Annotated in this window: 13 protein-coding genes and 1 tRNA gene; 7 read left to right on the top strand and 7 right to left on the bottom strand. The window is 44.6% G+C overall.

Annotated elements, in window-relative coordinates:
- Positions 1-9: 9 nt before the first annotated feature.
- The 3 genes from VX730_05095 to xseA form a co-directional block, all read right to left on the bottom strand.
- The gene (locus tag VX730_05095) at positions 10-426 is read right to left on the bottom strand and encodes a hypothetical protein (protein ID MEC9291760.1); all 417 of its coding nucleotides are present in this window, start codon (positions 424-426) and stop codon (positions 10-12) included.
- Positions 423-1,256 carry a M23 family metallopeptidase gene (locus VX730_05090; GenBank protein MEC9291759.1) on the bottom strand — a complete coding sequence of 278 codons (834 nt, stop codon included), beginning with the start codon at positions 1,254-1,256 and terminating at the stop codon, positions 423-425. The genes VX730_05095 and VX730_05090 overlap by 4 nt, the downstream gene beginning before the upstream one ends.
- 369 nt (positions 1,257-1,625) lie before the next feature.
- The gene (gene xseA, locus VX730_05085; GenBank protein ID MEC9291758.1) at positions 1,626-3,098 is read right to left on the bottom strand and encodes an exodeoxyribonuclease VII large subunit; all 1,473 of its coding nucleotides are present in this window, start codon (positions 3,096-3,098) and stop codon (positions 1,626-1,628) included.
- A gap of 88 nt (positions 3,099-3,186) precedes the next feature.
- Here xseA and VX730_05080 point away from each other — a divergent pair, with 88 nt between their 5' ends.
- A complete protein-coding gene (locus VX730_05080; GenBank protein MEC9291757.1) occupies positions 3,187-3,780 on the top strand; it encodes a class I SAM-dependent methyltransferase in 594 nt (197 codons plus the stop codon).
- 136 nt (positions 3,781-3,916) lie between these two features.
- Here VX730_05080 and VX730_05075 read toward each other — a convergent pair whose 3' ends face one another.
- The 4 genes from VX730_05075 to VX730_05060 are packed head-to-tail and all read right to left on the bottom strand — an operon-like array spanning position 3,917 to position 8,479.
- Positions 3,917-4,306 carry a DUF3035 domain-containing protein gene (locus VX730_05075; GenBank protein MEC9291756.1) on the bottom strand — a complete coding sequence of 130 codons (390 nt, stop codon included), beginning with the start codon at positions 4,304-4,306 and terminating at the stop codon, positions 3,917-3,919.
- Complete coding sequence (gene lspA / locus VX730_05070; protein MEC9291755.1) at positions 4,303-4,809, bottom strand: signal peptidase II; 507 nt, start codon at positions 4,807-4,809, stop codon at positions 4,303-4,305. Before lspA ends, VX730_05075 begins: the two co-directional genes overlap by 4 nt.
- Positions 4,809-7,649 carry an isoleucine--tRNA ligase gene (gene ileS / locus VX730_05065; protein ID MEC9291754.1) on the bottom strand — a complete coding sequence of 947 codons (2,841 nt, stop codon included), beginning with the start codon at positions 7,647-7,649 and terminating at the stop codon, positions 4,809-4,811. The genes lspA and ileS overlap by 1 nt, the downstream gene beginning before the upstream one ends.
- 29 nt (positions 7,650-7,678) lie before the next feature.
- Positions 7,679-8,479, bottom strand: coding sequence for an adenylyltransferase/cytidyltransferase family protein (locus VX730_05060; GenBank protein MEC9291753.1), 801 nt, complete (start codon positions 8,477-8,479; stop codon positions 7,679-7,681).
- Positions 8,480-8,624: 145 nt separating this feature from the next.
- Here VX730_05060 and VX730_05055 point away from each other — a divergent pair, with 145 nt between their 5' ends.
- The 6 genes from VX730_05055 to VX730_05030 all read left to right on the top strand — a co-directional run bounded on the left by VX730_05055 (position 8,625) and on the right by VX730_05030 (position 11,795).
- The gene (locus VX730_05055) at positions 8,625-9,299 is read left to right on the top strand and encodes an N-acetylmuramoyl-L-alanine amidase (protein ID MEC9291752.1); all 675 of its coding nucleotides are present in this window, start codon (positions 8,625-8,627) and stop codon (positions 9,297-9,299) included.
- Positions 9,300-9,396: 97 nt separating this feature from the next.
- Positions 9,397-9,483, top strand: a tRNA-Leu gene (locus tag VX730_05050).
- Between the two features lie 91 nt (positions 9,484-9,574).
- Positions 9,575-9,883 carry an EF-hand domain-containing protein gene (locus VX730_05045; GenBank protein MEC9291751.1) on the top strand — a complete coding sequence of 103 codons (309 nt, stop codon included), beginning with the start codon at positions 9,575-9,577 and terminating at the stop codon, positions 9,881-9,883.
- A 5-nt stretch (positions 9,884-9,888) separates the two neighbouring features.
- Complete coding sequence (locus VX730_05040) at positions 9,889-10,437, top strand: sigma-70 family RNA polymerase sigma factor (GenBank protein MEC9291750.1); 549 nt, start codon at positions 9,889-9,891, stop codon at positions 10,435-10,437.
- Positions 10,434-10,676 carry a hypothetical protein gene (locus tag VX730_05035; GenBank protein MEC9291749.1) on the top strand — a complete coding sequence of 81 codons (243 nt, stop codon included), beginning with the start codon at positions 10,434-10,436 and terminating at the stop codon, positions 10,674-10,676. Before VX730_05040 ends, VX730_05035 begins: the two co-directional genes overlap by 4 nt.
- A gap of 39 nt (positions 10,677-10,715) precedes the next feature.
- Positions 10,716-11,795: a glycosyltransferase family 4 protein gene (locus VX730_05030; GenBank protein ID MEC9291748.1), complete on the top strand. Its 1,080-nt coding sequence runs from the start codon at positions 10,716-10,718 to the stop codon at positions 11,793-11,795.
- The last annotated feature ends 7 nt before the right edge of the window (positions 11,796-11,802 follow it).

Here is an 11,802-nt window from a genome sequence, read left to right as displayed (position 1 = left end):
TTAAGGCATTTAGACAGTATTTGTCTTACTCCAGATATATCCCGTAATAATTTGTAGTGCGAGGCAGACTGCCGCAAAAATTAAAATCGTAATACCTGGTAGAAGACCTTGTGCAAAGAAGAGCGCTACGAGACCAACCGTCATCGCGTAAGGCCACATACGACCAAGACTAATTGCCATACCTAGAATCAGGCCCATCTTTAAACCTTCACCAATAGATCCACCTGTAACACCAAGTAGGCCACCACCAATCACATTCACAAGCGCCCAAACAACGGAGATGCCGACAACACCAACGTAAGTGAGGTACTGCAGCGTTTCAGGAACTTCAGGAACCTCCATCTCAGGCGCAAAGTAGTCCAGTGAAATCCATGCAGAGCAGAGCAGAAGAACTGTGTGTAAAATTGCCATTATCATTGTAATCATGATGCATCCTCCGTGTTTAAAAGTAGTAAGTTTGGATCAAGCGCCATATTGCGCCAGTAAAGCCCCCAATGCAAGTGTGGTCCTGTCGATCTCCCCGTTGAACCGACTTCACCAATTTTAACGCCTTGCTTAACCGCGTCCCCTGCCACCACATCCATTTTATCAAGGTGAGCATAAATGGTGTAAACCTGATGACCATGATCCAAAATAATCAAGTTCCCGTTAAAGAAAGAATCAGCAAGAGCGAGCGTCACAATACCGTCTGCCGGCGCTTTAACAGGCGTGCCTGTTGGTGCAGCAAAATCTGTCCCTTTATGCCAGCTGCGCTCTTCCCCGTTAAATACACGACGACTACCATACACACCACTGATGCGGTATCCATCCACAGGTTGAATAAAGTTCTGCATAAAGGCTTTATCATCTCTAAAGCTTTTACGTGCTGCCAGAATCTGGCTTTTATCATTTTTAATACGCTTTAAGTCATCCGGATTAGGATTCACTTTACGCTTTGGAATACCGTTAATTTTTTGAGTTTTATATTCTTGAGGCTCAATCACAAGTGGCTGTGTCATCACTTCACCGCTTGCAAGCTTTACAGAAAGCTCTAGCACAGCGTCTGATTTTCTTGGAATTGGCGCAAAGAAAGTGCCATCCTCGCCAACTGTCGTCTGAATTGTACCAAGCTTAACGGTTGCACCTTTGGGCACTTCTCCATACACAAAACCACCTTGTCTGAAAACTCCATCTGTTGAGATAAGAGGAGATGCAAAGGCGTGGAGTGAAGTTCCAATTACTGAAAGAAGTAGAAATAGCGTAGTTCTTAACGTCATAGCCTATTCTCTCATAGAAGCATCCCCTAACACAAGGGGGCTTTAAATACATATTTAAGATGGATTTTTGATTTTTCAGGAGCTTCATTTTAATTCGCTCAGCATTCACGAAAATGAATGAGTGAAAAGCGCGCAGCCTGCCGTGTATTAAATATACACAAAGGCGAGCACTGAATGGCTCATTTATTTGCAGTTATGCTGAGTAGAATTAAAAAGAAAAGGAGACAGATACATTCTGTCTCCCCCATTTATCGCGATGATCCCGTTAAGGTTGCCCTGTGCCTAAAACCCCAAGTGGCACTCCAAAATCACTTAACCCTTCCTAATAAAGGTATGGGTATGATTGTTGACTCTGTCAAGGGGCAGACCCTATTTTGTGGGTTCAACGGCATCCACCGTAGCAGAGCGTACACCGTCTGAAAAGTGAATTTTAATTTTTTCTGGTGCAAGACTTGACGACTTTATGAGGGTACCATCTTCGCCTGTAATGTAAGCAAATCCGCGGCTTAGTGGCGCATCAGGCCTTAAGGCTTCCATATGCTTGAGCATATATTCCAGACGATCTGTTCTGGTTTTTAACTGCCCTTTCAACGCCTTATAAAAAACTTTTGGAGAAACGGTCTCTAAACTCTGTTTTTTGACGTTACAAAGCGATGTCAGACGAACTGGATCAAGCTTACCAGCGTAACGACCCAATACAATTTGGCGGTTTTCTCTCTGCCGTTTTGCACGCTCTACAAGCTTTTCATAAGCATAGTCTAGGCGCATTTTATCCTGTTGAAGCTTACTTACAGGGTTTGGAAGCCTTTGCTTAAGGAGCGTCACATGCTGACGCTTACGATCTAGCTGTTGTTTCACATCCTTTGTGAGCTGATGAAGCACGCGCGCAAGCCCCTGAGCAATATCACTCTTAACAGGCACGACCATTTCAGCGGCAGCTGTTGGTGTTGGCGCACGTTTATCTGCAGCAAAATCACAAAGCGTTACATCAGGTTCATGGCCCACACCACTAATCACAGGAATATCAGAAGCCGCCACAGCACGCACAACATCTTCTTCATTAAACGTCCAAAGGTCTTCGAGGCTACCACCACCACGCGCTACAATCAGCACATCTGGACGCTCCGTACCTGTGAGTGCATTCATACGCCCAATCGCTTCAACAACAGCTTCTTTAGAGCCTACGCCCTGTACGCTCACAGCCTCAAACACAACAGGAATTGGAAAACGCGCTGTAAGACGGTGCAACATATCGTGAATCACCGCACCTTGCGGGGATGTAATAATACCAATACGTTTTGGTAAATATGGCAGAGGCTTTTTCAGGTTTTCAGCAAACAGCCCCTCTTCAGTCAGTTGCTTCTTTAAAGCTTCATAGCGCATCATGAGTGCGCCCTCACCTGCAAGCTCTAAACTTGAAATCACAAGTTGATATTCACTACGTGCACCAAACGTACTCACCTTACCGCGAGCAACCACCTGAAGGCCGTCTTCAAGGCGCATACCCATCGCACGAAGCTTATCAACAGTACCGCGCCACATAACGGCGTTAATTACACTGTCATTATCTTTAAGGCGTAGGTACGCATGGCCTGATGCGGCAAGTTTCAGAGAAGAAATCTCACCCTCAACAGCCACACTAAAGAAGTTTTTTTCAACCAGCATGCGCAGTTGATTTGCAAGTTGAGAAACTGTCAGATGATTCGGTGTTGGCTCAGGTGCAGGAACCTCTTCTTTAGGAGCAGGTTTAGAAGCCGCTTGAGGGGCTGGCTTTGCTTTCTCTTTTGCTACCGCCTCAGCCTTTTCATCTTCTTTAGATTCAATGTAATCAAATAAATCCATAGACTTAAAAACCTCCAAAAATTGGAAGGCGTTTGGAAAAGATGAAAATACCCTGTAAACTCATACCCAAACAGTATAGGAAAAGGCCATGAAACTCAACACACTTGAACGATTCGTTGTCAACTCAGCCCCACGTGCATGGGTTCAAGAGTTTATTGAAATTCCTAAAATGTTAAAACATGCCCCTCTTCCTGATGAACCCCACGTTCTTGAAGTTGGGTGTGGCAGAGGCCGAGGCCTCAAAGCCCTTCATAAAATTTTAAACCCTGCCAAACTACACGGGTTTGACTTTGACCAAAAACAGGTTGCACGTGCTCGTAAAATTTGCCCTGAAGCTTACAGCTGGCACGGTGCTCTGCCAAAAATTCCAGCCAACCAAGGGACATATGATGGCGTTTTTGACTTTGGTGTGCTGCACCATATTGAGAATTGGCAAGAAGCCCTAGAAGCAATGGTCGATGTGACAAAGACTGGCGGCCATATTTATATTCTTGAATATTACAAAGCCTTTATTTGTAATCCGCTGATTAAAAATCTATTAGACCATCCTCAAGATAATCGTTTTTCACATACCGAACTCATTGAAGAATGCAAAAAGCACGGCCTTGCCGTGCTTCATGACCATCACAAGTTTAATGCGATGGGAATGGTTATTTTACAGAAAACAGAACCTGTTCAATAATTTATTTAAACCACTATTCAGGTGCTATGGCGCGAAAATTTATTTTTAAAGGAGCGCAGAGTACAAAAAAGTACTTCAGCGACGAGAAAAGAAAATTTCCGCCCATATAAATAATTATTGGATATGGTTCTTAACCTTACGCATCCTCATCGTCTGCGATCATACGGCCAAACCAGCCCTTTTTCTTCTTCTCTTCTTTTTTCTCAGCCTTAGCTTCTAGCTCACGCTCAAGTTCTTCACGAATGTTTGGGTTACGTGCGCTACCGCCCGCTGCATCAATCAGCCAGCTATCTGGGCTTGTTGACTCAACCTTAGCGCCTTCGCTTGAAAGAAGAATATCACGTGCAGCACGACGCTCTTCGTATGACTGCTCTTCACCACTGCGTGGTGGACGAAGGTCGTAGCTTGGAGGAATTGCCAAAGATGGCCCTTCAATAACCGCCAGCTCATCTGGTGCTGTTTTTGATGTAATGCCTCCGCAAGCGCTCAGCGCCACTGCAGAAAATGCGACAATATATTTCTTCATGAAGTTATTCCTCTCCGTTTATCACGCCATTCTATAAAACCATCTAGCAGAATGCAACCAACACCCGCACTAATAAAAATATCTGCCCCATTACAAATGAAGAATGGGTATTCACCAAAGCGCAGACTAATGAAGTCAATCACAGCGCCATAGTTCAGCCTATCCGCCATGTTACCAAGTGCACCACCCATCATAAGACCAAGGCCAAGCTGCAAGTAAATAGAACCTTTTTGCCCCATCCACCATAGGAAGAATAAACTTGCTACAATAGCAAGCGCTGAAAGCTTATAAGGCATTAGTTCACCCATTGCCCCGTCCATATCACCAAGAAAGCTAAATGAAACCCCTCTATTAAAAGAGAGTGTCCACTCCACAAGCCCTGGAATAAAGACCTCTTTAAACGGTTCAGCTTTAAGCGCCATTTGTTTTGTCACCATATCAATCGCAAATGCGAGCACAGCAAGCGCTATGCCCCATTTACGTACGGTAAAAAAATTCACCATTAAGCTGCCGCACCTTGTGCTTCAAGGCCGTCGAGCGCCTCACCACAGCGCTGGCAAACATGGTCATGTGCAGCGTGCATTGTTTCATGGTAGCTCCAGCAACGTGGGCATTTTTCACCAGAAGCTTTGCTTGCAACAATCTCATCACCTGAGAAATTTGCTTGAGATACAATGAGCAGCTCAGCAAGCGGCAAGTTCATCTCTTCTGCTGAAGCAGGAAGTGTAATGGCAACATCAAGGTTAGAACCGACAGTCCCTTCACTACGTAGGGCTTCAACCTTTAGGTTGACTTGCTCACGCAGTGTCCAGAAAGGTTCAAACTGCTCAAGAACCGCTTCATTTTGCCAATCTGCTGGGATGTCATTCCATTCAGCAAGATGCACTGTTTCAGATTCACCAAAGCGGCTCTTCCAAACTTCATCTGTTGTAAACGGCATCATTGGCGCAAGGTGCGTTGTGATTTCTGTGAGCAGAGCCATCAACACAGTTTGCACACTACGACGACGCTGACCAGATTTTGCATCACAGTACAGCACATCCTTACGGATATCGAAGTAGATGTTAGATAGATCCGTCGCACAGAAGTTGTACAGCGCACGGTAAGCTTTGTGGAATGTGTACGCGTTGTACGCTTCCTTCACTTCTTTCAGCACACCTGCAAGGCGGGCAAGCACCCACTTTTCAAGCTCTGGAAGATCTGCGTAAGCTACCGTATCTGTTTCTGCGTTAAAGTCAGATAGGTTCCCAATCAGGTAACGGAATGTATTACGGAAACGACGGTAACCATCAGCAATACCGCTCATGATTTCATCACTGTAACGAATGTCTTCTGTGTAATCTGCGCTTGAAACCCAAAGACGAACAATATCCATACCGTACTTTGCAAGGAGCTCTTGCGGCTCTACACCGTTACCGATGGATTTACTCATCTTCATACCTTTACCATCCACCACAAAACCGTGCGTGAGGACAGTTTCATACGGCGCTTCACCGTAGCTGGCAACTGATTCAAGGAGTGAGCTATGGAACCAACCGCGGTGCTGGTCAGAACCTTCCCAGTACACATCTGCAGGACGTTTGCCATCTGTGCGGTGGAAACGGCTGTTTTCACCATCACGCTCGTTTTCAGCACGCATGACGTGAGCGTGTGTTGTGCCACTATCAAACCATACATCTAGAATGTCGCGCTGCGGCTCAAGGTCATCAAGGCTGAGGCCTTTGCTCTCTAACCAGCCTGCAGGGAAGAGTTCCGCCATGCGGCCTTCTTCAATACGGCTATCCCATGCATCAATTGTTTCATTCTCAACAAGGCTTGCAATGTGCTCAAATAGAACTGCATCATTCACCACTTCACCTGTATGCTTATGCACGAACAGAGTGATTGGCACACCCCATTTACGCTGGCGAGAAATACACCAGTCCGGACGGTTCTCAATCATGCTGTAAATACGGTTACGACCATACGCAGGGATCCACTCAACCGTATCGATCTCTTTAAGTGTTTCACCACGTAGGTTTTTATCATTATCTAGACCAACAAACCATTGAGGCGTTGTACGGAAAATTACAGGGGCTTTACTTCTCCAGCTATGTGGATAGCTGTGTGTGTACTTGTACCAACGTAGAAGCGTGCCGCGCTCTGTCATCTCTGCGATGATGTCTTTCTGCGCGTCCCAGATGCTTTTACCTGAAAGCGTAACACCTGTTGCCCCTAGGTCTGCAACAGTTTCACTGTATGTTCCATCGCCAAGCACTTGACACTCAAGCTCAAGACCAACTTCACGACCAATCTGGAAGTCTTCCGCACCATGTGCAGGGGCGATATGTACAAAACCTGTACCGCCATCTGTTGTCACGTGGAAACCTTCAATCATTGGAGATTCACGGTCATAGAATGGATGTGAAAGAACCACACCTTCAAAATCTGAACCTTTTTGCGTTTTGATCACCTCAAACTCTTCCATGCCACAGTACTTTGTCGCACTTTCAAGAAGGTCTGTCGCAAACCAGTATTTCTGGCCTGCTTTTGCTACAGCTTTTTCATGGGCTTGTTTTACTTCAACAAGGCTGTACTCAAAATCTACACCGTAAGCAACGGCGCGGTTAGCTGGCATAGTCCAAGGTGTTGTTGTCCAAATCACAACAAACTCGTTTGGCTCACTTTCATCTGAGCCTTTTACAGGAAGTGCCACAAAGATCGCTGTTGAATCTTTATCTTTGTAATCTACCTCTGCTTCAGCAAGGGCTGTTTCTTCAACAGGTGACCACATCACTGATTTTACGCCTTTGTACACATAGCCTTTTTCAAATAGGCGGCCAAGCTCACGCACCATGCCGGCTTCGTTTCTCGGGTTCATTGTCAAGTAAGGCTCATCCCAATCGCCAAGGCAACCCATACGCTGCCAGTCTTCTTTTTGAGCATTCACCCACTTCTGAGCATAATCACGGCAAAGCTTACGAAGCTCTTTTGTTGAAAGATCATCTTTGCTTTTCCCTTTTTCGCGGAGCTCAGTTTCAACCTTCCACTCAATGGGTAGACCATGACAGTCCCAACCCGGAACGAAAGGCGCATCAAAACCTTGCATAGTTTTAGAGCGTACAACCAAGTCTTTAAGAACGTAACTGAGGACGTGTCCCATGTGGAAACGGCCGTTAGCATATGGAGGGCCCAAATGCAGAATAAAGCTTGGAGACCCTTTACGTGCTTTTCTAATTTGCCCGTAAATATCTTCCTCTAGCCAGTTTTTTACCCACTCAGGCTCACGCTTTGGCAGCCCTGCACGCATGGGAAAATCAGTTTCAGGAAGATTCAAGGTTTGTCTCAGCTCTTTATCAGCCATGATTTTCTATCTTTCAGTTACTTTTTTCATTAGTTCATTTTTTCGAGAAGTTCTAATGTGACGATCGGCATCGCATCGTCAATAGGCGGAAAGTCTAGCACTGCTAGTTCCCCATCCTTAATTACAACTCTCATAAGTTCCACATTATCGTGGAAGCCTTCACTATAAAGTAAACGGGTTAAATATTCACCGTTTTTTATAGTTGTATAGCGAGAAAGCGAAGCCACTCCCTCACAAAAACGTAGTTTAAGCGTTGGCGCGTAGCCAAGCAGACTTTTAGCATGGTTCAGATCACCACTCTCAAGTGCTTCACGAATGAGTGTAGAAGCCATCTCCACACCCTGCATATCTTTGACTGCTGGCACAATGTGCGTGGTAAAGCCATGCGATGCGCTTACACCCTGCATCGCCTCAGCCGACCCTTCACGACCACGTCCAAAAGCGAAATCATCACCAACAACCACATGCTTCGCATTTAGGTATTTGCCCAAATGTTCTTTCATGAAAGTTTCAGCAGAGGTGCCTGCGTATGGCTTTGTAAAGCGCACCGCAGAAACAATATCCACATCATTTCGACTCGCAAGGCGCACTTTATCAGCAAACGGTGTAATACGGCCTGGTGCGTTTGGTGTGAGCACGCGGCGCGGATGAGGTTCAAATGTCATCATCACAACAGGCAAATTTTCCTGCTCCGCAAGTGCCTTTGCAGCCTTTAACACGGATTGGTGTCCTTTATGAACACCATCAAAATTACCAATCGCCACAACAGAGCCATCTTTCAGCTCTGCACAAGGGGCAAAATGACGTTGAATTTTCGCCTGTTTTTTCATAGAGAGCAAAGTACGGTTTTTCCTTAGAAAACACAAGCTTTTCCTATAAGGAATACATATTTCACTTGCCAGAGCGAAAGCCATACGAATATAGTAAGGACATCTCTAACTTCATTCCCGTTTCAAAACTTAAGGAGTCCTCACTATGCGTGAAGATATCCCCACAGCTCTCACATACGAGACCCGTGTCACAAATAATAGCCACGGTGATCGCAAAGGGAGCCTGTTTCTTATCCTTGGACAATCCGGCATCGAAGATTACGAAGCCACCATTGAACGCTTTCAAGACACCCAAACCAATGATCGCCGCAGCCCACACTTTGTTATTGGGCGCGACAAAGGTAAACTCGCCAAAATGGTTGAGATTCGCAAAAAATCATGGTTTGCAGGCGTTGACAGTCGCTGGAAAGCTCATGTTAATCTGAACAAGTATGGTGTGACTATCTGCCTTTGTGCAAAAGAAGGTCAGCCTTATACAGATTATCAGTATGATGTCCTTAATCGTTTGATTGCCAATCAAATGAAAAACACTTTGCATAACCATAATGCAGATCAAATTGTAAGCCACCAAGATGTGCGCCCTTGGCGCCACTGCGGTGTAGGCCCTCAGTTTGAGTGGTATCGCTTGATTCAACAAGGCAATGCCTCGGCATGGAAATCTATTGCAGAAGCAACAGACCCATGGCACGCCCTGCACGAATTTGGCTACCGCGGCTCCAAGCGGGCCATGGTGACTGCATTCCAAACGCGATTCATGGCTAGCACCATCACCGGTGAAATGGACAGTTTGACTGCAAACTTCATCATGGGCTGCCCCTAAACGAACAGAAACCACCTGCTTTAGGGTGGTTTCTTTTTGCTTGATTTTTCTCCACTCTTCAGGCATTTTCACGCTGTCTATAGCAAATAGCTTCTATGCCGAAGTGGTGGAATTGGTAGACGCGCCGGACTCAAAATCCGGTGCCCATTTGGGCGTGAGGGTTCGAGTCCCTCCTTCGGCACCATTTCAAACAAACTTCAAAAAAGTGCGCAGGATTTTTATACGCCTGTCCGTTTACTGTATAATCACATAAGCAAACAAAGGATTTAAGACCGATGAAAAAAACAGTAATTGCACTTAGTCTCGCCCTTGCCCTACCAACACTGGCGCTGGCTGAAGAAGATAAAAAACGTAAGGGCCCACGTATGGACCTAAACGGTGATGGTTACATCACAAAATCTGAAATGCTTGAAGCACATAAAAAGCGCATTGATGAAATTTTTAAGCGCGGCGACAAAAACGGCGATGGCAAACTTGATCGTGATGAGATGAAATCTGCAAAAAAGAATATGCGCGAAAAAATGAAAAACTATCGTGAAAAACGTAAAGAGCGCCGTAGCGACCGCAAAGCCTCTGAAGAGTAAGATATATGAGCGATTCTCTAAACACGTTGTATAAAAAAGCTGGGGAAGGCGATAGAAATGCCTTCCACCAGCTTGTACAACGAGTGGGTAATCAGCTGTATAAAATTGCGCTATACCTGTGTAGAGGTGATGAATCGATTGCGGAAGATGCCCTGCAAAACGCACTCATCAAACTATGGCAGCATGCGCCTAAATGGGAAGAGCGAAGCACATTCACCAAATACGCGAGTAGCATTATTTACACCTGCTGCATGGATGCTTTTAGAAACCTAAAACAGCACAGTGAATTAGAAGATGATACTGTTATCGATTTTCCAAAGGCTGAAAAACGTCTTAAGGAAAAAGAACAGCGCCAAACGGTTACAGAGAAGCTAAAACAATTACCAGAGCGCCAAAGAGATGCCATTTTACTGAGCTTTTATTTTGATAAAAGCCAAAAGGATGTGGCCAAGGCACTCGGCACGACTGAGAAAGCTGTTGAAAGCTTACTTGTACGTGCTAAAAAATCTCTTAAAGAGTCAATCTCTCATGACGAAAAGGAGGCAATGTTATGAGCAAACAACTTTCATCAGATAAGCTACTAGAAATGGCAAGCATTGCTACTGAGCATGAACAGCTTCCTAAACAGCAACCAAGCTACAGACCAATCCTTACTGGTGCAATTGCAGCTTCAATTGTTGGGATCATTGCTCTAACATCTGCTTACTATAGTGCAGATGTAAGCCTCATTGAGTCAGATGAAGAAATGGTTGACCTGATTGTTTATGAAAGCTTTGAGAGCGATTTCTTTTAAGTTGTACAAACAATCATTTTATCTTTATAACTCATGGTTATGAATAAGAAAAACATTGTCATTTCAGCACTACACAGCAAAACAGGCGGCGGCCTGACATATATCAACGGCCTACTCCATGAGTTTTCTAAACAACATGACGTAAACATTACCGTACTGAGACACAAGCGATACGCCAAACTAATTCATGAACATGACAATATTACCTACATTGATGTAGAAAGCCCAAAAAGCAAAATACTTGGAACCCTTTGGGAGCAAATTATTGTTCCATTTTACAGCTATAAACTCAAAGCTGATCATACGCTTTTTAATACAAACTTCTGTGCCTTTGCCGCCAAAAACCCATCTATTATCATCCACACAGATGGTAGCGTTTTAGAGCTTGTGACAGATTGGAAAAAAAGATTGTACTGGCAAGCCATCAATACTCTTACAAAGCTTTCTATTAAGCGCGCACATCATATTTTTACAGTATCTGAAAGTGTAGCAGATACATGGATTGAAAAGACAGCTCCTGAAAGAAGCAAAGTACAAGTCATTTATGCTGGCCTTAAAGCATCAGCCACAGGCAAGGATGCTCCATTTGATGATAATTTCTTTAATATTGTGACTGTGGGTGATGTGTACCCTCAAAAGAACTATACATTTCTTGCGAAAGTTTTACAGGCTGTTTCAGAAAAAGAACCAAGTGCCAAACTTCATATTATCGGTACGGTTTATGATGAAGCCGCCAAGAACCTTTTCTTTAAAAAGGTAAATGAATACGGCCTGCAAAACCGCGTCCATTTCCATGGTCGTAAACCACATAAAGAGACACTCTCCTACATCTTACATGGAGATGTGTATGTGACAGCAAGTCAAGTGGAAGCCTTAAACATCCCACTTATTGAGGCGCAATTACTAGAAACACCTATTGTCGCAAGCAATATTCCTGTTCATAGAGAAGTGCTAAGCCAAACTGATGATCTTGTAGATACAAACATGCTCAACAATGCAGAGCTCTTTGCAAGTAAAATTATTGCAGCAAAAGGCACTATTGCAGACCAAAAGAACCCGCTTCTCAGCGAGTTCTCTTGGCCAAAAGTTGCAGAGAAAATTCTAAGCAAACTTTCTTAAGGTTTTG

The sequence above is a fragment of the Pseudomonadota bacterium genome, from assembly GCA_036141575.1.
Taxonomy (GTDB): Bacteria; Pseudomonadota; Alphaproteobacteria; order UBA2136; family JAPKEQ01; genus JAPKEQ01.
The sequence above is the reverse complement of the archived record's forward strand: the minus strand, read 5'-3'. Positions and strand labels throughout refer to the sequence as shown.